This window comes from Peribacillus sp. FSL K6-5616 (assembly GCF_038008245.1).
Lineage (GTDB): Bacteria > Bacillota > Bacilli > Bacillales > DSM-1321 > Peribacillus > Peribacillus frigoritolerans.
Genome location: NZ_JBBOYT010000001.1, coordinates 2,605,510 through 2,629,404, shown reverse-complemented (window position 1 = coordinate 2,629,404; position 23,895 = coordinate 2,605,510). Strand labels below are relative to the sequence as shown.

Below are 23,895 nucleotides of genomic sequence, written 5' to 3'. Positions count from 1 at the left end.
GTCCTTGGAGCATTCTCCATGATTTGAAGTTTATTAAAAAATACATATGGCTATAAGTTGTTATTTTTGATAACTATTATTTTTCGATTGGCATGAAAGCTGATAAAATAGGAATGAAATCGTTTATATCGTCATGAAGAATGAAAGTGGTGAGGCTTCAGTGGAAGAAGAAAATCAAAAACAGCCAAAAGAGGCAGGGAAATTCATTAAAATAAAGAAGTTTACGTTCATTATGGGGATTTTCTTAGTCATATTTCTAACTGCAGGGATTACTACAATAGCCTTGACCTTTGGAGATGAAAAAGTAGAGTCATTAGCACCGGATAAGCATGCGGAATTTGAAAAGCTGTATTCTACATACGATAAGATAAAAGATGACTATTATGAAGAGGTTGATGAAGAAAAACTTGTTGACGGCGCAATTAATGGAATGATCAAATCATTGGATGATCCCTATTCTGCTTATATGGATAAAAAGGAAGCATCGAGTTTCCATGAGAGCATCTCTTCATCTTTTGAAGGAATCGGTGCTGAGATTCAGGAGCAGGATGGACAAATCATGGTCGTCTCACCGATAAAAGGGTCCCCAGCAGAAAAAGCAGGGGTAAAACCGAATGATATCATATTAAGTGTGGACGGTAAAAGTGTTGAAGGACTCAGCTCTTCTGAAGCTGTCCTGAAAATCAGGGGCGAAAAGGGAACGAAAGTGGATCTTTCCATCTCAAGAGCTGGTGAGTCGGAACCGATTGAGCTCACCATTAAACGGGACACAATTCCGATTGAAACGGTATATGCGGAAATGCTTGATGATGGAGTTGCAAAAATTCAAGTGACCAGTTTTTCCGAACATACAGTTCAAGAGTTGAAAACGGCGCTTGAGGAAATGTCGAAGAAGGATATGAAGGGTCTCGTATTGGATTTGCGGGGAAACCCAGGAGGACTTCTTGATCAAGCAATAGAAATGGCAAGCCTGTTCATACCTAATGGGAAAGTGGTCCTTCAAGTTGAGGATCGCAGCGGGAAAAAAGATGTCTATAAATCGGAGAATGATGGAGAACTGAAAATCCCGGTAGTCGTGTTGATTGATGATGGAAGTGCCAGTGCTTCTGAAATCGTTGCAGCGGCTGTCAGTGAGTCTGCGGACATTCCATTGATCGGTGTCAAGTCATTTGGGAAAGGGACAGTTCAGACTGCCGAAGACTTTGAAGATGGATCTAACTTCAAATATACGGCAGCTAAATGGTTGACTCCTGAAGGCAATTGGATTCATAAAAAAGGGATCAAGCCGGATATTACTGTGAAGCTTCCTGATTATGCCAGCCTTCCGTACATTTCGCCTGACAAGGAATTGAAAGCATCCGATTCTTCGAGTGAAGTGAAAGCGGCTGAAGAGATGCTGAAGGAAGCAGGCCATGATCCGGGTAAGATAGATGGATTCTTTGATGAAGCAACCACGAATGCGGTAACAGCATTCCAAAGGGAACAAAAAATTAAAGAAACCGGCACCATTAAGGATGATACTACCGTGAAATTGATGCAGGTCATCCAGGAGAAAATCCTTAAGAACGACACACAAGTGAAAAAGGCAGTGGAAGTATTAAAGAAAGAAATCAATAAATGATTTTGACCGAAAAGCCTGTCAGCGAATATCGTTGGCAGGCTTTTTTGTCGTTTCATGCATAGGATTCCAAAATTAGGCAGAGAATAGGGGTAATTTTCCGATGAGGTGAGGTAATGAAAGAAAAGGTATGGTTCATATATCTATTGGTCTTGATTCTGGCAGGCTGCACCTATGCGCCTTTACCCAAACAAAATGGAAATGAAGGTACGGAAAAAAAACTAACCAATGAAGAGACTAAGGAAAGCGATAAAATATTTCTGTTAATTGGTGTTGACACAAGGGGAGAGCAAAAATCTCGATCAGATGCGATTATCCTGGCAAAATACTTTCCTGAGCAGGAAAAACTGAAGCTGGCTTCCATTATGCGTGATAGTTATGTGAAAATCCCCGGGAATAAATCAGGATATGACAAAATAAATGCTGCTTATTATTATGGTGGAAGGGAATTGCTCAAGAAAACCATACAGGAAAACTTCGATGTCAAGGTCGATCATGTAGCGGTAATCGACTTCCAAGGATTTGTGAAGATGGTGGATTTACTTGCCCCTGAGGGGGTGGCGGTGAATGTGGATCAGGAAATCATAGATGATATGAGCATCCAAGCAAGCGTCGGTAAAAATGTTTTACATGGTGAGGAAATATTGAAATATGTCCGTTTTAGACATGATGATGAAAGTGATTTTGGTAGGGTTGAGCGTCAACAAGAAGTAATGGTTCAATTAAAAACAGCGTTTATAAATCAAATCTCATCCTTCGAAGGGATGGCAGCCCTTCCTAGCATCATCGAACAAGGACTATCGTACTTGGATACGGATATTGGTCTGAAAACAATAATGGAAATGGGACCAAAAGCCGTTTTCCATACACCGGACACCGTCGAAACCCTAAGGGTTCCAGTGGAAGGAAGCTTTAAAGATGAAACATATCCCCAGTCCGGAGCCGTTTTGGAAATGGACTGTACAGAAAATAAAAAGGCACTTCAGGAGTTCTTTTCAAAATAATAAGAATGTCCAATTATCTTTTATTATCGAAGACATCCTTATACTGAAGATGTTCGAAATTTAATATTGTATTATAGACCTCGCAAGAATAATCTTAATTCGATCACCTTTAAAAAACGAGAGGGATAAGAAAACCTTCTCGTTTTTTATCACCAATAAAGGAACCTGGATCAATTAACAAAATGCGGAATGTTTTTGATGAAATCCGGTGTTATGATGCCATTTTCGGTAATGATGCTTGTAATTAGATGATTCGGTGTAACGTCAAAGGCTGGATTGAAAGTCTTCACGTTTTCCGGAGCGATCCTTACACCTTGAATGAAGGTGATTTCCGCTTCATTCCGTTCTTCGATCGGGATGGATGTGCCGGATTCGATGGACAGGTCGAATGTGCTTGATGGTGCGGCCACATAAAAGGGGATACCAAAGTGCTTGGCTAATATGGCCAATCCCAATGTCCCGATTTTATTGGCTGTATCTCCATTGGCCGCAATCCTGTCGGCCCCGACGATAATTCCATTTATCCGTTTCTGGTGAATCGTATGGGCAGCCATATTATCAGAAATTAAGGTGACATCAACTCCCGCTTGCATCAATTCCCAAGCCGTCAAACGCGCCCCTTGCAGGACAGGCCTTGTTTCACATGCGTAAACTTTTAGCGGAAAGTCCCTTTCTTTAGCGAGGTGGAAGGGAGCCAAGGCTGTGCCATACCGAGCTGTGGCAATTCCCCCAGCGTTACAATGTGTTAGAATGGAATCTCCTCTAGTGAAGAGGGATAAACCATGTTCCCCGATTTTCCTGCACATTTCTTCATCTTCAGCAAAGATGGCTTTAGCCTCCGATACAAGGGCTTCTTTGGCAGTTGAAATGCTTTGAGCAGCCTGCAAGGTGTTCTCCATCCTCTTTAACGCCCAAAAAAGGTTGACTGCAGTTGGCCGTGAAGATGCGAGTTTTTCAATGTGCCTCGTTACATTTTTCTTGAATTCCCCTAATTCAGAGGTTGTTTCCTGTTTGGCACCAAGTGCAACACCAAATGCTGCCGTCAGTCCAATTGCAGGGGCACCGCGAACCTTTAATGTCAAAATGCTGTCATATACATCATCAACAGAATGAAGTTCAATAAATTCAGTTATGGAAGGAAGGGCTTGTTGATTTAATAATGTAATATGGGTATCAGCCCATTGTACCGAATATGGTAAGGGTGCTAGTGTAGTCATGTGCAGGTCTCCTTTTAAATGGTTGAGTAAGATGGCAGTGTCCGTTGCTTCAACGCTTCAATGAGGGCTGGAACATCCAATTCCTCCCGTTTTTTAATTAAAAAAGTACCGATTTCCAATGTTGACGTTTTGGCTGCGATCCTTGATACTTTATCTTCAATGACGTTTAAATCGGCAACATGGGAAAGGCCAATGGTTCGCCGAATCAGTTCACAGCCTGCAAAACCGAATGCATCTTTTTTGAATTTTGTCAGCAAATAAGGCAGATACCCTTTTACATGGCGGAATGGGCTTTTATTTTGGGCTTCCCATAATTCGGTATAAGTTTCTTCAAAGGCATTCCAAAATTCATGAAGGTGTGAGAAAATCTCTTCCTTACCAGCGCCATTTCGTGTAATTGCCTGAAAAAGAAGGTTGGCGGTGTATTGACCAAGGTCAAAACCAACGGGCCCATAAAAAGCGAATTCCGGGTCGATAACCTTTGTTTCAGTTTCACTTGCAAATATACTTCCAGTATGTAAATCTCCATGAAGTAAGGCTTCCTGCTCGGTTTCAAAGCTTTGTTTCAGCTTAGCGACCTCAAGTATCACTTCTTGATCATTCCATATATTTTTGGCGGCATCAGTCAATTCCACCTCGAAATCTCCCGGGAGTTCCTCAAAAAATGGATCCGTGAAAATAAAGACCTCAGTTATTTTGCAGAGTTCGGGATTCGTGAAATGTCGGGCCACTTCCTTTTTCGCGGATGGTTCTAAATGATAATCGGATGTATAAAATGCAGTCTTCGCAACATATTCACCAATATGCTGTGAAAGCAATGGATATGAATCGCCATCAATCAATCCTGTTCTAACGATTTTCAAGTGCGATAAATCCTCCATGACTGTGATGGCAAGCTGTTCATCCGAATAGTAAACTTGCGGTACGAATTCGGGGCAATAACTTCTGAAATGAATCAGCGCATTCGCTTCAATGGCTGCCCTTTTCAATGTCAGCGGCCAGCTTTCACCAAGTACCTTGGCATAAGGGACCGCTTGTTTGATTATTATACCTTTGTTTGTGACCGTGTCTGTAATATGAAAAACATAATTTAAGTTTCCATCGCCGATTTCATTACATTTCAAATTTGCATCCGCATTGACCAACCCAAGTTTTTTTGCAAGAGTTATAGCTGTTTCGTTTGTCAATCTCTTAAAATTTGAATGGTTTTGAGTCATTCTTTTCCCCTCCAGATTCAAAATAAGAATAAAAAAGCCTCTTTCATATAGAAAGAGGCAGAAGTTTTGGCTTCGGACCTCTTATCTTCCAGAAAATGAATTCTGGTGGAATTAGCACCGTGCTCTGTGGATTTAATAATCCGGCGGAGAATCCGCCCCATTTCACAATGGTATTACAGTCGGTTGCTGGGCTTCATAGGGCCTTTATCCCTCAGCCTGCTCTTGATAAGAGTAAATGTTTTCTGAAATTTTAATCTTCGGGAAAATAATATCAACTTTTTAAATAGTTTGTCAATGGGTAAATTAATAAAAATCAGGACGGCGATCTTCGAATACAGGTATTTTGTTACGTGCTTCCGTAACTTTGTTGAAGTCCAAGGTGCCTGTCAATAGTTCGTTTCCTTCTCCGGCTTCACTTATGATATTCCCCCATGGATCAATAATCAAGGAATGACCCGCAAATATATTATTGACATCCGAGCCTGTACGATTAACGGCTACAACATAGGCTTGGTTCTCGATGGCACGGCTTATCAATAAAGCTCTCCAGTGATCGAGTCTCGGCTTTGGCCATTCAGCCGTAACGAACAGAACTTCCGCGCCTTGAACGGTATGGGCTCGCTGCCATTCAGGGAAACGAATGTCATAACAAATGAACCCGGCACATATTTTTTCATCAAGAGTAAATAAACCATCTTTTTCACCTGGCTGCAGGAAATGATGTTCATCCATTAATTGAAATAAGTGAAGCTTATCATATTCTTTAATGAGCTTTCCGTGTTTATCGATGATGATCATGGTGTTATAGATTCCCTTGCTTGTTTTTTTCGCAATGGAACCGCCGATGATGTGAATCTGGTGTTTCTGTGCCTGTGTTTTAAGAAATTCAATCGTTTTTTCTGCCTCTTGATCAGCAATCTCATTCAGCCTGGTCAAGTCGTATCCGGTTGTCCAAAGCTCTGGTAATATGACGATATCGGGTTCGGACCGAGCTGCTTTTTCCATCCATTGCTCTGCAACCTGAAAATTGATATCTGGTTGCCCGAAGGCTATATCCATTTGAATACAAGTTATTTTCCACTTCATCGTTAAAACCCCCACACGTAAAAAATGCTTTACAAGACTACGATAAACATATATCATTTGTGACTAGAATTTCAAGAAATTTCAGAGAAGGTGTATAAATGGTGCAATTCGAAAAATCCGGACTGCTTCAGGACCTGCCCAAGCAGTTTTTTGCTTCACTGGTCGCAAAAGTCAATGCAATCACGGAACAAGGACATGATGTCATTAATTTAGGCCAGGGAAACCCTGATCAGCCGACGCCGGAACATATCGTCAAAAGTTTGCAGTCTGCTGCTGAAAAAACGATTAATCATAAATATTCGCCATTCCGGGGACATCAATATTTAAAAGATGCTGCTGCCGTCTTTTATGAACGAGAATACGGTGTCAAGCTGGATCCGAATAGTGAAGTGGCGATTCTCTTCGGGGGCAAGGCAGGTCTTGTCGAACTTCCGCAGTGTTTATTGAATCCAGGTGATACGATCCTTGTTCCAGATCCCGGCTATCCGGATTATCTTTCCGGTGTTGTTTTAGCCCAGGCAAAGACCGAACTGATGCCCTTGACAGAAGAAAATGATTTTCTTCCGAAATACGATGACATACATAAAGAAGTTCTTGATAAAGCCAAAATGATGTTCTTGAATTATCCGAATAATCCCACAGGCGCTTCTGCAAATGAAAGTTTCTTTGATGAAACCGTCTCCTTTGCAAAAGAACATTCAATATGTGTGGTCCATGATTTTGCCTATGGGGCGATAGGATTCGACGGAAAAAAACCGATAAGTTTTCTGCAGGCGGAGGGAGCGAAGGATGTAGGAGTTGAAATATACACTCTATCGAAAACATACAATATGGCAGGGTGGAGAGTCGGCTTCGCAGTGGGCAATAAGAGTGTAATAGAAGCTCTTGAACTATTACAAGACCATCTTTATGTGAGTCTTTTCCCGGCGATACAAGAAGCTGCGGCAAGCGCTTTGCTTGACTCACAGACCTGTGTAGAGCAGTTAGTGCAGATGTACGAGGGGCGAAGGAATGTTTTCATTGAGGGATTGAGGGCCATCGGCTGGGATGTCAAAGCTCCAGCGGCATCGTTTTTTGCCTGGCTCAAAGTACCTGAAGGTTTTACGTCCGAGAGTTTTGCGGACTATTTATTAACGCATGCCCATGTAGCTGTTGCCGCAGGGAATGGGTTCGGTGAATTTGGCGAAGGTTATGTCAGGGTAGGGCTACTGACTTCGGAAGAACGGCTGCAAGAGGCTGTGGAACGAATACGTACATTAAACTTATTTTAATGCAATATGATTCACCTTTAAATAGTTAAAACTTATTGACAAAGTAGGAATTACCTGTCAGAATACAAAATAAATTCTTAATCTTTCGATACTTTGATGCAACTTATATATCAGCGTTTTCTTATTTTGAGCAGGTGGAGGGACTAGCCCGATGAAGCCCAGCAACCGACCGTAATTCCATTGTAAAATGGGGCGGAATCCTTCCGCCGGATTTTTTTGAAATCCACAAGGCACGGTGCTAATTCTTGCAGCCGAGGGCTGGGAGATAAGAAGATGGCTTTTTAAAGCCTCTTCTTTATGAAGGGGCTTTTGCCATTTTGAGACCATCTCAGGTTATTAATGACATCGAGAGTTTACTAACGTGTTATAGGAGTGATCAGATGAGCGAGATAGTCGCTACTTATTTAATTCATGACTTTAATGGAAATCATGAGAAAAAAGCAGAGAGCATTGCCTTGGGTCTGACTGTGGGGACATGGACGGACTTGCCACATTTGGTACAGAAACAACTGGAAAAACATAAGGGACGCGTCGTATCGGTGACACCCCTATCTGAAGATGAGAGGGCAAACAGCTACTTTAATCGGAAAGTATACCGTTCGCTGATTAAAATTGCCTATCCGGCAAGGAATTTCTCCAATGATTTACCCGCAATCCTTACGACGGTCTTCGGCAAACTTTCATTGGACGGTGAAATAAAACTTATTGACTTGGATTTTGTCGGTGATATTCAAAAAGCTTTTCCCGGGCCGCAATTTGGCATTGAAGGCATAAGGGAAAAGGTTGGCGTATTTAACCGGCCCTTGGTGATGAGCATCTTTAAAGGCGTATTGGGAAGAGACCTACCATTTCATAATGAGCAACTGAGGCAACAAGCATTGGGAGGTGTCGATCTAGTTAAGGATGATGAGATCCTCTTTGATCAGGAACTGACTCCATTTTTCGATAGAATAAAAACGGGAAAAAGAATATTGAATGAAGTCTATGAAACTACTGGCCACCGGACTTTATATGCTGTCAATCTATCAGGGAAAACATTTGAATTATTGGATAAGGCAGAGCAAGCGGCTGAAGCAGGGGCAGATGCTTTATTGTTCAACGTTCATACATATGGTTTGGATGTATTGCAGGCCTTGAGTGAACATGATCGTATCAAGTTGCCGATCATGGCGCACCCCGCATATAGCGGAGCATTGGCATCTTCATCATTTTATGGTATCGGCTATCCATTATTGCTTGGTAAATTAGTTAGATTATCAGGTGCGGATTTATCCTTGTTCCCTTCTCCTTATGGAAATGTCGCACTTGAAAAAACGGAGACCTTAGCGATTGCTGAAGCTCTGACAAAAGATGAACTTGCATGGAAAAAAGCCTTCCCTGTTCCTTCTGCAGGCATTCATCCGGGCATGGTTCCGGACCTGATCAAGGATTTCGGGCATGATAGTGTAATTAATGCCGGAGGCGGAATTCACGGGCACCCTGACGGAGCAGAGGGCGGTGCCAAGGCTTTCCGTTCTGCTGTGGAAGCCGTTCTGGCAGGAAAGGAACTTTCTGAAGCGGCGGCTGAGGAAGAAACCCTAAGAAAAGCTCTTGTGTTGTGGGGAGGCCTATAAGAAATAATGAAACCGATTATCTTTTGTGATTTTGACGGAACGATTACCAACACAGATAATATCATTTCAATTATGAAGAAATTTGCGCCTCCGGAATGGGAAGCGTTGAAAGATGGTGTCCTTCAGCAAAAAATCAGTATATCTTCAGGAGTTGGGGATATGTTTTCCCTCCTTGAAAGTGGCTTGAAGGATGACATCATCCAATATGTAAGAAAAACGGCCGGCATTCGTCCAGGGTTTTATGAATTTGTTGAATATACGAAACAAGCCAATATCCCTTTATATATTGTAAGCGGTGGCATGGATTTTTTCATTGCACCCCTTTTGAATGATATATTGCCAACAGAGTCCGTTTATTGCAACCATGCATTTTTTGATAAGGAAAAGATTTATATTGAGTGGCCACATGCTTGTGATGAGCAATGTAATAATGATTGCGGTTGCTGCAAGCCATCCATTATGAGGAAAATTACGGGTCCGGAAGATTTTAAACTCGTTATTGGAGATTCAGTGACGGATTTTGAAGCGGCAAAACAGGCCGATTTTGTCATAGCCCGTGACATACTGCTTGAAAAATGTGAAAGGGAAGGAATTCCACATCAAGGATTCGAAACATTTTTTGATGTAATTGACATTATAAAGCAGCAGGAGGTGGTTAAAGCGTGAACACTCATACTAAAGAATGGCAGGAGTTGGCAGATATTAAAGCTGAGCTGGCCGAAAGGGATTGGTTTATGGGAACTAGCGGGAATTTGTCCATCCGTGAGCCCAAAAGCCCTTTCTTTTATATTACCGCAAGCGGTAAGGATAAAAGGAAGCAATCGGATTCGGACTTTTTACTGGTGGATTTAAAAGGAAAACCAGTTGAAGATACGAACCTAAGACCATCGGCCGAAACTTTACTTCATACAGACATTTACCGAAAAACCAATGCGAACTGTGTACTCCATGTACATACAGTTGAAAATAATGTGATATCGGAATTGTACGGAGATGAAGGCCAAGTTTCCTTTCGTAATCATGAAATCATTAAAGCGACCGGTCGGTGGGATGAAGATTCGGAGCTTCGGATTCCAATCATATATAATCACGCTGACATTCCGCTGCTATCCGATAAGTTCAAGCCGCATGTTGAAGGAGACTCTGGCGCTGTGCTGATACGCAATCATGGCATTACGGTTTGGGGCAAAAGCGGACTCGAAGCAAAAAGAATACTTGAAGCTTGCGAATTTTTATTTCAATATCAACTGTTGCTTAATCAACAAAAGGCGTTTGCAGGTTCTATAAGATAAATACTCATAGAGGAGGAATGAATGATGGCGACGATCAGATTCCATGAAACAAACGAGGTTATTGAAAACGGTGAACAGGTAAAAGGTTTTTTAGAAACACAAGGGGTTATTTATGAACAATGGGACATTTCTAAATTACCTGCCCATCTTGTGGAAAAATACGATTTAACAGATGCTGACAAGGAGGAAATCCTTGTAACATTCCAATCAGAGATAGCGGAAATCTCTGAAAGAAGAGGCTATAAAGCCCATGATATCATCACATTATCCGATGCAAACCCGAACTTGGATCAAATGCTTGAAAACTTTAAGCAGGAACACCATCACGAAGATGATGAAGTGCGTTTCATAGCAGGCGGAACGAGTATCTTTGCCATTGAAGGCAATGATAAACAGTGGTTTGATGTACGGCTTAATCCAGGAGATCTTATTAGTGTACCAGAATCAACAAGACATTATTTCACGCTCGCGGAAGATAGGAAAACTGTTGCTGTCCGGATTTTCGTAACAGCTGCGGGATGGGTGCCGATTTACGAAAAAGACGAAGTTCAAGCATGAATCAATGTTGAAAAACCAGCTTACGGGCTGGTTTCTATTTGTAGAAAAAAGGGTTCGGAATGGTCTCATCTCGAACCATGATTTTAAAACAAGACCTGATTATGCTTAATGGTTTTTTCCTGTAATCCCCATTGGATTGAAGAAATTTACGACACTCCTGCCGAATAACTGGCTAGCCGAGACCCCACAGACGCTTGCGTCGAGGAGGCTCGGGAGACAGTCGGCGGAAAGGGAGCGGATTTCTGAAATCGACTGGACGTTTTTAAATAAAAAACCGCAGTCGAACTCGCTTTTCTTCGAATTTGCCTAGTCTGAAACCAGCTTACGGGCTGGTTTTTTTATGTGAATCCGGCAAGTGCTTTAGTAAGCTAATTATGATAAAATTTAACGGAATCGAATTTAACCGGATTTAGGAGCAGATAAGAATGAAAACGACCGAAGTGTACATATTGGGCGGCTTTCTCGGCAGCGGGAAAACGACGCTTCTTCGAAATATTTTAAAACAGGAAAGTGAAGCGGGCAGAAAAGTGGCAGTGCTTTTAAATGAGCTCGGCAGTGTATCGGTTGACAGCGGACTCATAGGTGATGGAGTGCCTCTGAAGGAGTTGTTTGACGGGTGCATCTGCTGCACGATTCAAGATAAACTGGAGGTTCAGCTTCATGAGTTACTAACTGAAAATGAACTGGATGCGGTTTATATTGAAACGACGGGTGCAGCTCATCCAGTTGAAGTATTGGATGGCATCATGTCTCCGATTTTCGCCAAAAGACTGGAATACAAAGGGATCATCACGGTCGTCGATTTATTAAGGTGGCGCGATCGGGAGCAACTGTCTCCGCAGCTTCGACAGTTGCTTGCAGAACAAATCCACCATGCCGATTTCATATTATTGAATAAAGCGGATATGGTAAGTGAGATGGAGGCCGCACAGCTCATATATACGATACAAGCACTGAATACGGATGCTGTATGTTTATTGACGGAGTATGCAGCCGTTTCCTTGGCATCATTGCAGCAAATGCAAAGAAAAAGGCATAATGGCCATCAAAAGCTTGATGTACATGACCATTTGCATTTAACTGCAATCGTTCATACATTTGAAGGTGCCGTGGCACAAACCGACTTTGAAGAGTGGCTTAGGGCCCTGCCGGAAACGGTCTATCGAATGAAAGGATATATTTCCTTTACACATTCACAATACCCCCATTTATTCCAATACTCCTACGGAATGCCGATGTATATGAATGAAATGATGAAAATGCCATTGAATATCGTCATGATCGGGGAAAAGTTGGATAAGGAAATGTTGATCGGTCAGTTGAAAGCTTTGGAAGCGAAAGCGGCCCGATAAACGTTTACCGCCCATTAAAGAAGGGAAACATGAAAAGAAGACTTTCTTATCAAGGAGGCGGTATTAGTGCCATGGAATAAGAACGATTACCCAAACTCGATGAAGAATCTAGATAAAGATGTAAGGGAAAAGGCTATAGAAATCGCGAATGCACTATTGGATGAAGGATATGAGGATGGAAAAGCCATTCCAATTGCCATAGACCGGGCCAAGATATCAGTGGGAAAAGATTGAAAAAATGGGGCTGTCCTAAAAGTCAGTAAAATGACCGAAGCAACCCTCCTTTTATAAAATTTATGCATAAAAATCGCAAGGTACATTTTAAGCTAATTACGAAGAACTAAAAGCGAAGGCAAAAGTGAACCTTTTGAATCAAATGTACAAATTTACGCTCGACGAAAAATCGAGGTAGAGAGTCTTTTTTGGTCATACAAGGGCAATCGGCGTTCCGTCGCTTTTCGCTTCGGGGTTTAACGAAAGTTCAAACGGTGGCATCGTAGCCATGGCCATATTATTCCGAAGGTAGCCGGCTTTTGCCAACTACCTTCAGGGAAAAATTATAAAAATAGAAAAACAGGTGAAGAAAAACGAATTGTTTTTCTTCACCTGTTTTATTTTAGGAACTTATAAGACAGCCTCATTTTTATTGTTGCATTCCAAAGGCGGCAAATGTCTTTTCGTCTTCTATCAATCCGCAAGCAGCACACTGAACCCGAACTTCAGGACCATTATATGCTAGATGGAATGGCAGAAGGGAGTCGTTCGAATATTGTTCAACAATCTCACCGGATTGGGGATCCTTTTTAATGGGGGTTGCTACTTGCTGAATGAGATTGAAGCGAGATTTATTTGTCCGGCAATTCGGACAGCGGTATACTTGAGACATTGTACTCACTCCTTTTTTGGATTTTAAAAAGCATGATATCTTATTATTAAGTTAGTCTTTACAAACTTGAATATTTATATGTATAAATTAGTAATGGAGGGAAGGGATACTATGAAAGAAAATGTCAGGCAAGAAGAATTACTGGTGGCTTATTTAAGCATATGGAACAATCGTAAGGTGAGTGATGGAGGTGGAAGGGAAGTGTTGCCGGAACTCATCCGACGAGAGCTTTTGGATGAAAATGCCCATCCCCGTGCCCGAAAACCAGTATTGGAGAAATTTTACCTATCTATTAAACGCGTGATGGAATCTTCGCTTTCGGAAGAAATGAAACATGCGATTGTCATGGCCTATATCACTGAATTGGAAAGATTATGATTTTTCGAGTGTGATACGGATGCTTGTTAGCAAATATTCTTTTATGCTTCATACTTTTTTCACAAATCATTGTTAAAATTTTTAAAAAATAGATATTTAATGAATAAGGAGCTTAAAATTATGAAGTGGGGCATTGGGCTTTTTCTTGCCATCGTACTGCTTACGGGGTGTAATAGCGGTAATGCATTTACTAAAATCAATAAAAGTCAACCTTTCCTGGCAACTGTCAATATCAAGGATACATCACTGACTTTCATAGACGAAAACTATCATGCTTTTGCAAAATGGGATATTTCAGAACCATTTACCGGAGCCCTGCTCCTGGCAGACAAAGATACTATCCTGCTTTATGGAAAAGAGATGGAGAAAGTCCAAGTGTACTCCTTATCTGCAGGAAAACTGATAAACAGTTGGGAAATTGGGAAAGGGATCGTCAATATGCAGTTGTTACGTGATGGTAAAAGCATCGTGGCGGTCAATCAATCGAATCACTCCATTTATTTTTTAAATGCTGATGGGGAGGAACAGGATATTGTCAAGGTTGGTAAAAGCCCCTTGACCGTTCTTCAAGGAGAGCAAGCGAATCGATTGTATGTTATTAATTTTGGTGATACCAAATGTTCAGTGATAAATCTTGAAACGAAAAAGGTCGATTTCGAATTTCCCGTACATAGTTCCAGCACAGGCACATTATTAAGGGAAGAAAAGGATGAAATATGGATCGGAGGACATGGTGATGGGGATCAAGTGGAAGAAGATCTATATATTTATTCGGCAAAAACGGGAGAGTTGAAGAAAAAGCTTAAGGCCCCAACCATGCCGATAAAGTTCCTGGAAAATGATGAAGGAATATTTGTCCTTAGTCATGGGACTAGCTCCTTATATAAATTGAATGATCAATATGAGGAAGTCAAAAGCAAAGTGGTCGGCGTCAACCCCTTTGAAATGGCGAACTTTAACGAAGATGTGGTCGTGGCAGGATATGATAGTGATGAAGTGTATGTAATGGATGCTGAAACAGTCGATGTTAAAAAAACGATCAAAGTCGGCGAAGGTCCATTCCAATTGATATTGAGGGAGTAGATGACATGCATGTTTACACCATTTTAGTCGTGGATGATGAAGAAGATATGCGAAATCTGGTTGAAATGTATTTGCTGAACTCAGGTTATCGATGCCTTCAAGCTGCGAATGGAAAAGAAGCTATAAGTATGGTTGAAACAGAGGAAGTGGATTTAATCCTATTGGATATCATGATGCCAGGTATGGACGGTTTCTCCGTTTGTGAAGAAATTCGTGAAAATTGGGAAATCCCTGTGATATTTGTCAGTGCGAAAGGTGAAGAATGGGATAAGGTGAAAGGGCTGAAGCTTGGCGGCGACGATTATATCGTCAAACCATTCAATCCAGGAGAATTGGTTGCAAGGGTCGAAGCGGTATTGCGAAGGACAGGGAAATTATCATTGAATGAAGAGAATCAAAACCATGTCCGATTCGGTAAAATCAGCTTGAACTTACAATCCAGAACGGTTTTAGTGGAAGGGAAGCCAATCAATTTAACCTTGAAAGAATTCGAATTGCTGTTATTCCTCATGCGTCATAAAAGCCAGGCACTCAGCCGTGAACAACTGCTTGAAAATGTATGGAGCGGTGAGTATGGAGGATCTTTACGTACTGTGGATACCCATATTAAAACGTTACGAATGAAATTAAGAGCGGCCGATTACATTCAAACCGTCTGGGGAATCGGTTATAAGATAGAGGAAAAGAAATGATCTATAAATGGCGAACCCTTTCTTTTAAATTATGGCTCACCATTATCTCCGCCATCATCCTATCCGTGCTGTTCGCTTACTCCCTTTCTCAATATTATTATAAAAATCTATATGTGGAGAAGCTTAAAACGGATTTAGTCAATGAAGCATCATTGCTAGGGGCGGATTATTCCGGCGGAGAAATCAGCGAAGACTTTAAGCAAAAAGTTGAATGGTTTAACAGTAAGAACGACAGCGAAGTCTTTGTCGTCAATAATCCCAGGGAATTGAGTGCCTGTCTGCCTTTTGAAATCAATTATGATACCCTTATTTCTGAAGAAGAACGGCAAATGCTCTTAGATGGGAAAGCCGTTGAAAAAGAGGGATATGAGAAAAGGTTTGAAAAGAACATCGTAGCGGCGATCATACCCCTGATTGACGAAAATCGCCTCGAAGGTATCATCTATACATATATTCCTGTAGATTCCATTACGGTCTTATTTAAGGAATTTGCTGCAAAATGGTTGGCGGCGGTTCTATTATTTTTGATTGTCGCGATTTTGTTTACTACTAAATGGTTGAAAAAGCTAGTCAGTCCGATTAAGGAAATCGAGACTGCGGCCCATCGTGTCTCAGAGGGGGATTATGACATACAGGTCGAGGTAAGGAGTCATGATGAGATAGGTAAACTGGCAATAGCCTTTAATGATATGGCCAATTCCATCCATTTGGAAGAAGAAAGAAAAAAAGAATTTCTGGAAAATGTTGCACATGAGCTCAGAACCCCGCTTAGTTACGTAAAGGGATATACGCAGGCCATATTGGATGGTGTCGTGAAAAGTGATGAAGAGCAACGGAAATACCTTCAACTCATTTCAAGGGAGGCTCTTAGGCTGCAGCGGCTTGTGGGAGATCTTATGGACTTATCAAAAATGGATAGTGCTCCGTTTTTATTAGATAAAAGCCCGATTGCCTATGCGCAATTCATTGAAGACGTACTTGTGAAATATGAACCGATAATAAAGGAAAAACAATTGGGCTTGAAGCTAGACCTGGATCCAGACCCGATTATTTTTGGGGATGTAGGAAGGATGGAACAGATTCTACATAACATTTTTGATAATGCCATTCAGTATACGGATCCCGGAGGGGCGATTCATATTACCCTAATTCAGCATAAAGAAGATTGCGAACTGCTGGTTACTGACACGGGTAACGGGATTCCGGAAGCGGATCTGCCGTATATCATGAATCGTTTTTACCGTGTGAACAAAGCACGCAGCCGTTTTGATGGCGGTTCAGGGCTTGGACTGTCCATTGTCAAAAAATTGGTGGAATTACAAAATGGTAAAATCGAAATAGAAAGCAAGGTAAAAAGGGGAACAACGGTCAGGGTTATCCTGCCGATTATAAAAGAAGAATGGAATTCATAAAAAGGGGGTACGTTCAAAAATGAAAAAAATCATGTTATTTTGCATGGCGTTAATTTTTTTGGCTGGATGCGGAAAGAAAGAGGAAATTCCAAAAATGTTAAATGTCGATTTAGCTGTCGATCCAATTCAGGGTAAAGTGAATGAGCCAGTGAAATTTCAGGCAAAAGTAACATATGGGGACGAAGTCGTGACAGATGCGGATGATGTCAGTTTTGAAATTTGGCTTGCGAATAGCGATGACCATGACAAGATAGCAGTAAAACATAAAGGGAACGGTATATATGAACTGGAAAAGACTTTTGATGAAGAAGGAACCTATTATGTATATGCCCACGTAACGGCAAGGGACATGCACAACATGCCAAAGAAAGAATTCGTCATTGGTAAACCAAGCACTCCCGAACAAAATGGCGGAAAAAAAGAAATGGATGAGATGAATGATGAAGAAATGAAATGATGAATGTACCATCAAAATCAAAACAATTCGGGCCTAAATCCGGATTGTTTTTTTATTTGGAAAAATGTTCAAGACGATAGGGGGAAAATGACGAAATGTCGAAGTGAAACCGAAAAATTTGTAACATAAAAGTAAAGAAAGTCATAATAATTCGGTTAGTAACGATATGTCAACTAAAAGTTATTAGTATTCCATGGAAATGGTTCTATGTAACTACCATTGACAAATAATTACTGGAAAAATATGAGTATTTATACTGATGGCAGAAACATAGATAGTTAAAGCATTTATGCTTGTTTTCTCTGAAACTTGGATCATAAATATATTTTCATTCGCATCCTGTGAATTTGATGGAAATTGATGGTGCCTTTATTACAAAAAGTGCATGTTATGATAATTCCAGAAGCAAAGCACAACAAAAAATGAACATCACAGGAGGAAATACGAATGAAAAAGAAAATGATTATGTCAGCAGCAGCGGCTGCAGCTATTATATTCACAGGAGTAGGAGCTAACCAAGCTGAAGCAGCCAACTGTGATACAGTGAAACAAGTAACTTATAAAACTACGAATAAAGAGGATATGCAAAAAGTCCTTAACCAATACCTAGCTAAATACAATATCACTATACCTGCTGCGCAGGCACAACAAAAACCAGTTCAAAAACCAGTTCAAAAACCAGCTCAAAAACCAGCTCAACAAGAAGCTGGAACAACGAACCAATCAAAACCAGCAGCAAAACCTGCAGCACCAGAAGTAACACCTGATAAATCAACTGATAAAAAACCAGAGACAAGCTCTGAATTAAGTGCTTTTGAACAAGAAGTTGTTAAATTAACGAATGCAGAACGTGAAAAACAAGGTTTGGCAGCTCTTAAAATCGACACTGAGTTGAGCAAAGTTGCACGTATCAAGTCTCAAGACATGAAAGATAAAAACTACTTTGACCACAATAGCCCGACTTACGGCTCACCTTTCGATATGATGAAACAATTCGGAATCAGCTATAAAACAGCTGGCGAAAACATCGCACAAGGTCAACAAACACCTGAAGAAGTGGTACAAGCTTGGATGAATAGCCAAGGACACCGTGAAAACATCATGAATTCTAGCTTTACTCATATTGGAGTAGGTTACGTAGAATCTGGTAACTACTGGACTCAACAATTCATCGGAAAATAATAGATTAATAGAATAGTGCATCCCATTAAATTGGGGTGCGCTTTTTTTTTGCGAGAATGGATCATTCCATTCCATGAAAAAAATCAATTGTGACATCGATTGGTTCTCTATAATGTACCCAAATCTAAAAAAAATTGAACCAAGAAATAACTGGAACCGCACCTTAACATCAGTGAGGTCCCGGTGAAGCCACTTAAATTTCCGATACATCGATTTCTGAATACTGTGTATTGAAACTTTTTTGAAGCCGTATTTCCAATGTTGATTCTTTATATTGGGCTGATGCCCCTTTTTTCTTTACAGGTGCGGGGAGTGTTATGACATGCCGATCTGACTCTTCAGGAATCCCCTCGATGATGGATTGGTTAGATGTATGGTAAAGTTTCATTTTCTTTAGCCAAGATTCATCTTGTATTGGAATTCTTACGAAGACATATAAGTGGGTTTCAAATACTTCGGCATGTAAAGGATGTTCAGATCTGGCATTTACTTTTTGTGAGCCGCCATCATTTTGGTTCATCATACCTTGCATATTGTCAGGGATCACTTGTGAAAATACCTTTTCAATGAACGATTGAACATCACTTTGCTGCATATTTTTCATGAATTCCTTTTGGTTCGGGTTATTCTTAAAAGAAAAAAGTGAATTCCAGGGAAACATATTGAATTCCTCTCTCCTGCTTATGGTCTGACAGGTTTATTTGTTATATTTTATGCAGCTAAAGCCCAGAGGTTCTTTTTTATAATTACTAAATTATAGAAAATGGAATAAACTTATGTATAATTAAGTAAAATCCATTAGATAAAGAGGGTAAGCCTGTGGATGAAAAAGTAGCTTTTATTACTGGTGGAGTAACGGGTATCGGCAAAAGGATGGCATTTTCACTCGCGGATAATGGAATGTCCATCATCATTACTTATCGAAAAAGTGAAAAGGCAGCTTTAGCATTAGTGGATGAATTACAGGAAATGTACCATGTTAAGGCAATTGCGATTCAAGGTGACTCGTCAAGTGAGGAAGATTGCCGGAATATATTGCAAAAGATTTCGGAGACATTTGGCCATGTTGATATCTTCATTCATAACGCAGGGCCATATATGCATGATCGTAAACCGATGACTGATTATGGCAGCGATGAATGGAAGTACATCATGGACGGGAATTTAAATGGTTTTTTCTATTTTGCGAAGGAACTTATTCCACAAATGCGCAGCAGAAACTGGGGCAGAGTCATTACCTTAGGGTTTGAACGGTGTGAAACTGCACCAGGTTGGATTTATCGTTCTGCTTTTGCCGCTGCAAAGAGCGGCTTGACCTCCTTGACAAGAACTTTGGCTGCGGAAGAAGCTACTCATGGAATCACCGTGAATATGGTTTGTCCTGGTGATATCATTGGGGATTGGAAAGAGAAGGAAATAAGGGTCGCGAGAGCAGAAAAGGATGATACGGTTCCAGTCGGCAGACCGGGTACGGGGGAAGATATAGCGAGGGTGATCACGTTCCTTTGTGATGAAAAATCAGATTTCATTACCGGGAGCATCATACCGGTAACAGGCGGTAAGGATGTTCTTGGGAAAATATATAAAGCCTAGTGATTTAGAATTTGAATTCGGTATGAAAAAAGTGAGGCCGGTGTAATCCAGCCCCACTTTTTTTATGCCATTTTTTTATATTTTACTTGCTGAATGTACCGTAAGCGAGTAGCCAAGCCTATAGCCCCAAGAGCCAAACCGGAAATTAAACCGATCCAATACCCAAAGGCTCCCATATCCGTAAACTTTGCAAAGAAATAGCCAATTGGAAGCCCGAGAATCCAGTAGGAGACCAGTGACATGGCAAATGTGACATTTACATCCTTATATCCACGCAAAATGCCCTGAATAGGTGCCTGCAGGGCGTCCGATATCTGAAAGAAGATGGCATATATTAAAAAATGTGATGTCAGCATCATTACTTCGTGATCTTTAGTGTATAAAGAGGCCACAGGTTCACGGAAGAGGAAGAGGATGGTCGACAAAACGAGTGACATCGTCAAGGCCATCGAAATGCCAATCCAGCTATACTCTTTGGCATCTTTATAACGGGCTGCCCCAATTTCAAATCCAATGACGATCGTCAATGCCATGGATATACTTAGCGGTATCATATAAAGCAGTGACGCAAAATTCATGGCAATCTGATGTGACGCAATCGTCACGGTATCATACTTACTCATCAAAAGGGTGACAGCCGAAAAAATGCTTGTTTCAAAGAAAATAGCAAGACCGATGGGTACACCAATCAATAATAAGGCCTTCCACTCTTTCCAGGAAACCCGGAAAAATTCAGTGAAAACCTGATATGTCGAAAATGGGTTTATTTTTATCACGACCAGTATGGCCACAAGGGCAATTAACCAATAGGTAATGGCAGTGGCGTACCCGGAACCGACACCGCCAAGTTCAGGGAATCCAAACTTCCCGTATATTAACAGGTAATTAAAAAGGACGTTTACCGGGAGCGCACATAAGGTGATGATCATGGAAATCCTAGTTTGCCCCAGAGCATCGATGAAAGCCCTCAACGCATTATAAATGAATAAAGGAATGATACCGAGTGAAAGGGCGATCAAATAATCATGAGCCACCATGTGGACACTATCTTCAAGATCCATGGCATTCAATACGGGGTTCAGAGAAAAAGCTCCAATGATTAAAATGAACAAGGCTAAAGCCACAGCTAAATAAATGGCCTGCATCACGGAATAGGAAACGGATTTGGACTGCCTGGAACCCACCAGCTGTGAAACCACCGGTGTTAAGGCAATCAATATCCCGCTTAGCCCCGTATACACGGGTGTCCATAGCGAACTGCCGATGGAGACGCCAGCAACGTCCTGAGTGCTGTATTGCCCCGACATCATCACATCAAAAAAAGTCATGGCATACATGCTGATTTGGGTGATCAGGATAGGTATCAATATATAAAATAACAGGCGGATCTTTTGTGATTTAGTATAAGTCTGATTCATCAAAGTACCTCAATATCAATATTTGGAATTTTCAACACAATGAAAGAATTATATCACATAACCATGTGATGTTTTAAGAGTTTTTATTTTAAGCAAAAAAGACTTGCCGTTTAGGGCAAGTCTTTTTTGTCAGTCGCGCATGGATTCAAAATCATTCATGGCTTCCATATCTGAGTCTTTTTGAAGAATGAATGCCTGTGAAGGAATGGCAATTTGTACACCTTCCTGTTCCAATATCTCCATTATTTTAAAGTTCACATCTTCTTTGATTGATAAATATCCTCCAAAGTCCGTGGCTTTCGTGAAGAAATATAGGTAAAGGTTGAAACCGGAATGACTGAACTCATCAAATTTAACCAAAATCGTTTCCGGATGTACTTCAGGATGATCAATAAGCATTCTTTCAATGTCTTTAATGACATTTTCCAATTTTTCTTTTGGTGTCGTGACATTAACACCCAAATGGAAGGCAATCTGTCTTTTACCCATCTTGGACCAGTTGATGATCGGTTCATTCGAAAGGGTTGCATTCGGGACTGTAACTAAAGCTTGGGCAAAAGTCCGAACTTTAGTGCTTCGGAATGTGATGTCTTCAATGGTTCCCTCCACACTTGGAGTTTTGACCCAATCTCCTATGGTAAAAGGTTTTTCGGTAACGATGACGATACCCCCGAAGAAATTGCTGACGGTATCTTTAGCGGCAAGTGCGAAAGCCAATCCACCCAAACCAAGCCCTGCAACAAATCCATCGACATTAAATCCCCATTCTTCCGCAATGATGGAAGCCCCAAAAGCAATGATGATTATGTTTATGATTTTCGTAAAGAACGGCATGACGATTTGATCGACTTCTAGTCCGAATTTACTTACCAATTTCGGAAATAAAATGGTTAAGATCGAACTGATATTAAAAATCGTCCAAAAGAATAAGAAGACAAAAAACGATCTGTATATTTTCGATCTGAGTTCAGCCGAAGGTGAGTCGATCGGAAAGTAGTGCAGTGAAATGATAACCCCAATCAAAACGATAAGCCATCTTACTGGCTGTTCTATTGCGAGCATTAAGTTGGCGGCAAATTCAACTTTACGTTTTTCTGCAATCCGTAGAAAGAACTTGAATATATATGTAGTAAATACTTTCCGAAGCAAAAGGAAGATTAGAAAAATGCCTATGGAAATTCCTAATTTGGTCCAGGCTTCGATTCCATCAAATTGATTGAGTGATTCAGAAACTTCTTGCAATGTATTACTCCTCCATTGTATCTTGTAGTATTGTAGAATACTAAGATTATAATATATTCACGCTGAAAAAGGAAAAATAATCGATAATTACATACATATAATGGGGGATTTCGGTTCACTGAATACTTTTTCAAGTTATTAATGGCAAGGATATATGGTAATATGTATGCAAAGTGATTTTTTAAGTTTGGAAGGTGGAAATATTGACTAAGAAAATAGTATTTACCGGAGGCGGTTCTGCCGGTCATGTATCTGTTAATGCAGCAATCATCCCGGAATTTTTAAAGAATGATTGGGATGTTACTTATATTGGTTCAAAAAAAGGCATTGAAAAAAATATCATCGAAACGGAATTTCCCGAGGTCCGTTATGAAACGATTTCCGTTGGGAAATTCCGACGTTACCTTTCTGTTGAAAATATGAAAGACCCTTTCCGGGTCATAAAAGGGATTTTTGATGCACGAAAAATATTAAAAAAGACCAAGCCTGATTTCATTTTTTCTAAGGGTGGTTTCGTTTCGGTTCCGGTCGTTTTGGCAGGCAGGATGCTGAGGATTCCGATTGCGATACATGAATCGGATTATACGCCTGGTCTGGCTAATAAGATCGCGATGCCGCTTGCATCGAAAATTTTCACAACCTTCCAAGAAACGGAAAAGGACCTTCCGAAAGAGAAGGCCATGTATCTTGGCGCTGTATTGCGCGATGGAATTTTTACGGGGAACGCTTCTGCTGGTAAAGCATTTTGTGGATTCACGAATAACAAACCGGTGCTACTCGTTATGGGCGGAAGCCTTGGGGCCGTTAAAATCAATAATTTAATTACAGATAATCTTGATGCCTTATTAAAGGATTATCAGATTATTCACATTTGCGGGAAGGGAAATGTGAAAAGCGAATTGAAACAAAGGGGATATGCTCCTTTTGAATTCGTGCACGAAGAATTATTCGATCTTTTGGCGGCTGCAGATGTCGTTGTTTCAAGGGCTGGTTCAAATTCTATCTTTGAATTCCTTGGTTTGCAAAAGCCGATGCTGCTTATCCCTCTAAGTGCCAATGCATCCCGTGGAGATCAAATCCTGAATGCGTCAAGTTTTGAAAAACAGGGTTTTTGTAAAGTAATCCAGGAAGAAGAGCTGAATGATCGGATTTTTAATGCTACATTAGCGGATTTATTGAAAAAATCGGATGAATATCAAGAGAAAATGCGTCAAAAACGCCCATTCAAAACGGCAGCTGAAATGTATGAATTACTGCTTAAAGTAATGGCTGCAAAAAAATAAGTATCATTCCCCTCTATTCAGCATATCTTTTTCGAAAAGAG

The 23,895-nt window shown here is 40.7% G+C and carries 23 protein-coding genes, 1 pseudogene and 2 riboswitches; of the genes and pseudogenes, 17 read left to right on the top strand and 7 right to left on the bottom strand.

What is annotated here, in order from left to right; all coding sequences use genetic code 11:
* Positions 1-133 precede the first annotated feature (133 nt).
* Both MHB45_RS12520 and MHB45_RS12515 read left to right on the top strand, forming a co-directional pair.
* Positions 134-1,621, top strand: a complete 1,488-nt coding sequence (locus MHB45_RS12520) for a lmo1851 family serine protease (protein WP_048686729.1) — start codon at positions 134-136, stop codon at positions 1,619-1,621.
* A gap of 113 nt (positions 1,622-1,734) precedes the next feature.
* On the top strand, positions 1,735-2,622 hold the full coding sequence (locus tag MHB45_RS12515; RefSeq protein WP_048686727.1) for an LCP family protein: 888 nt from the start codon (positions 1,735-1,737) through the stop codon (positions 2,620-2,622).
* A 170-nt stretch (positions 2,623-2,792) separates the two neighbouring features.
* On the opposite strand, the gene mtnA is transcribed toward MHB45_RS12515, so the two are convergent.
* From mtnA to MHB45_RS12500, 3 genes are all read right to left on the bottom strand, one after another.
* Positions 2,793-3,839 carry an S-methyl-5-thioribose-1-phosphate isomerase gene (mtnA, locus tag MHB45_RS12510; protein WP_072273165.1) on the bottom strand — a complete coding sequence of 349 codons (1,047 nt, stop codon included), beginning with the start codon at positions 3,837-3,839 and terminating at the stop codon, positions 2,793-2,795.
* 14 nt (positions 3,840-3,853) lie between these two features.
* The gene (mtnK, locus tag MHB45_RS12505) at positions 3,854-5,056 is read right to left on the bottom strand and encodes an S-methyl-5-thioribose kinase (protein WP_161922444.1); all 1,203 of its coding nucleotides are present in this window, start codon (positions 5,054-5,056) and stop codon (positions 3,854-3,856) included.
* 78 nt (positions 5,057-5,134) lie between these two features.
* A riboswitch (SAM riboswitch) is annotated at positions 5,135-5,288 on the bottom strand.
* Positions 5,289-5,359: 71 nt separating this feature from the next.
* The gene (locus MHB45_RS12500; protein ID WP_253349540.1) at positions 5,360-6,142 is read right to left on the bottom strand and encodes a carbon-nitrogen family hydrolase; all 783 of its coding nucleotides are present in this window, start codon (positions 6,140-6,142) and stop codon (positions 5,360-5,362) included.
* Positions 6,143-6,240: 98 nt separating this feature from the next.
* Between MHB45_RS12500 and MHB45_RS12495 the strand changes: the two genes are divergently transcribed.
* The 7 genes and pseudogenes from MHB45_RS12495 to MHB45_RS12465 all read left to right on the top strand — a co-directional run.
* Complete coding sequence (locus tag MHB45_RS12495) at positions 6,241-7,413, top strand: pyridoxal phosphate-dependent aminotransferase (RefSeq protein WP_072273162.1); 1,173 nt, start codon at positions 6,241-6,243, stop codon at positions 7,411-7,413.
* A gap of 118 nt (positions 7,414-7,531) precedes the next feature.
* Positions 7,532-7,685: riboswitch (SAM riboswitch) on the top strand.
* 108 nt (positions 7,686-7,793) lie between these two features.
* On the top strand, positions 7,794-9,026 hold the full coding sequence (mtnW, locus tag MHB45_RS12490; protein ID WP_072273161.1) for a 2,3-diketo-5-methylthiopentyl-1-phosphate enolase: 1,233 nt from the start codon (positions 7,794-7,796) through the stop codon (positions 9,024-9,026).
* Between the two features lie 6 nt (positions 9,027-9,032).
* Entirely contained in the window at positions 9,033-9,692 is a 660-nt protein-coding gene (locus MHB45_RS12485) for a 2-hydroxy-3-keto-5-methylthiopentenyl-1-phosphate phosphatase (protein ID WP_072273160.1), read from the top strand.
* Positions 9,689-10,318 carry a methylthioribulose 1-phosphate dehydratase gene (locus tag MHB45_RS12480; RefSeq protein WP_072273159.1) on the top strand — a complete coding sequence of 210 codons (630 nt, stop codon included), beginning with the start codon at positions 9,689-9,691 and terminating at the stop codon, positions 10,316-10,318. Before MHB45_RS12485 ends, MHB45_RS12480 begins: the two co-directional genes overlap by 4 nt.
* Positions 10,319-10,342: 24 nt before the next feature.
* Complete coding sequence (locus tag MHB45_RS12475) at positions 10,343-10,876, top strand: cupin domain-containing protein (RefSeq protein WP_048686713.1); 534 nt, start codon at positions 10,343-10,345, stop codon at positions 10,874-10,876.
* A gap of 425 nt (positions 10,877-11,301) precedes the next feature.
* Positions 11,302-12,228, top strand: coding sequence for a CobW family GTP-binding protein (locus MHB45_RS12470; protein WP_072273158.1), 927 nt, complete (start codon positions 11,302-11,304; stop codon positions 12,226-12,228).
* Positions 12,229-12,294: 66 nt separating this feature from the next.
* Positions 12,295-12,441 (top strand): annotated as a pseudogene (locus MHB45_RS12465) (DUF2188 domain-containing protein); the annotation flags it as partial.
* Positions 12,442-12,871: 430 nt separating this feature from the next.
* Here the strand turns inward: MHB45_RS12465 and MHB45_RS12460 are convergent.
* Positions 12,872-13,114: a hypothetical protein gene (locus MHB45_RS12460; RefSeq protein WP_034307479.1), complete on the bottom strand. Its 243-nt coding sequence runs from the start codon at positions 13,112-13,114 to the stop codon at positions 12,872-12,874.
* Between the two features lie 111 nt (positions 13,115-13,225).
* On the opposite strand from MHB45_RS12460, the gene MHB45_RS12455 reads away from it, so the two are divergent.
* The 6 genes from MHB45_RS12455 (at position 13,226) to MHB45_RS12430 (ending at position 18,318) form a co-directional block, all read left to right on the top strand.
* Positions 13,226-13,492 carry a hypothetical protein gene (locus MHB45_RS12455; protein ID WP_072273157.1) on the top strand — a complete coding sequence of 89 codons (267 nt, stop codon included), beginning with the start codon at positions 13,226-13,228 and terminating at the stop codon, positions 13,490-13,492.
* A gap of 120 nt (positions 13,493-13,612) precedes the next feature.
* Positions 13,613-14,575, top strand: coding sequence for a YncE family protein (locus MHB45_RS12450; RefSeq protein WP_072273156.1), 963 nt, complete (start codon positions 13,613-13,615; stop codon positions 14,573-14,575).
* A 5-nt stretch (positions 14,576-14,580) separates the two neighbouring features.
* Positions 14,581-15,267: a response regulator transcription factor gene (locus MHB45_RS12445; RefSeq protein WP_048688663.1), complete on the top strand. Its 687-nt coding sequence runs from the start codon at positions 14,581-14,583 to the stop codon at positions 15,265-15,267.
* Positions 15,264-16,679: a sensor histidine kinase gene (locus MHB45_RS12440; RefSeq protein WP_072273155.1), complete on the top strand. Its 1,416-nt coding sequence runs from the start codon at positions 15,264-15,266 to the stop codon at positions 16,677-16,679. The genes MHB45_RS12445 and MHB45_RS12440 overlap by 4 nt, the downstream gene beginning before the upstream one ends.
* Before the next feature lie 19 nt (positions 16,680-16,698).
* On the top strand, positions 16,699-17,136 hold the full coding sequence (locus tag MHB45_RS12435; protein WP_048688658.1) for a FixH family protein: 438 nt from the start codon (positions 16,699-16,701) through the stop codon (positions 17,134-17,136).
* Positions 17,137-17,583: 447 nt separating this feature from the next.
* Positions 17,584-18,318 (top strand): CAP domain-containing protein, encoded by a 735-nt coding sequence (locus tag MHB45_RS12430; protein ID WP_340907894.1) that lies wholly within the window; start codon positions 17,584-17,586, stop codon positions 18,316-18,318.
* Between the two features lie 193 nt (positions 18,319-18,511).
* On the opposite strand, the gene MHB45_RS12425 is transcribed toward MHB45_RS12430, so the two are convergent.
* Positions 18,512-18,979: a hypothetical protein gene (locus MHB45_RS12425; protein ID WP_034307462.1), complete on the bottom strand. Its 468-nt coding sequence runs from the start codon at positions 18,977-18,979 to the stop codon at positions 18,512-18,514.
* A gap of 158 nt (positions 18,980-19,137) precedes the next feature.
* On the opposite strand from MHB45_RS12425, the gene MHB45_RS12420 reads away from it, so the two are divergent.
* Entirely contained in the window at positions 19,138-19,911 is a 774-nt protein-coding gene (locus MHB45_RS12420) for an SDR family oxidoreductase (RefSeq protein WP_161922446.1), read from the top strand.
* Positions 19,912-19,973: 62 nt separating this feature from the next.
* Here MHB45_RS12420 and MHB45_RS12415 read toward each other — a convergent pair whose 3' ends face one another.
* A complete protein-coding gene (locus MHB45_RS12415; RefSeq protein WP_072273152.1) occupies positions 19,974-21,329 on the bottom strand; it encodes an MATE family efflux transporter in 1,356 nt (451 codons plus the stop codon).
* Between the two features lie 129 nt (positions 21,330-21,458).
* Positions 21,459-22,571, bottom strand: coding sequence for a mechanosensitive ion channel family protein (locus MHB45_RS12410; RefSeq protein ID WP_207118092.1), 1,113 nt, complete (start codon positions 22,569-22,571; stop codon positions 21,459-21,461).
* Between the two features lie 194 nt (positions 22,572-22,765).
* Here MHB45_RS12410 and MHB45_RS12405 point away from each other — a divergent pair, with 194 nt between their 5' ends.
* Positions 22,766-23,854: an undecaprenyldiphospho-muramoylpentapeptide beta-N-acetylglucosaminyltransferase gene (locus tag MHB45_RS12405; RefSeq protein ID WP_260088876.1), complete on the top strand. Its 1,089-nt coding sequence runs from the start codon at positions 22,766-22,768 to the stop codon at positions 23,852-23,854.
* Positions 23,855-23,895 lie beyond the last annotated feature (41 nt).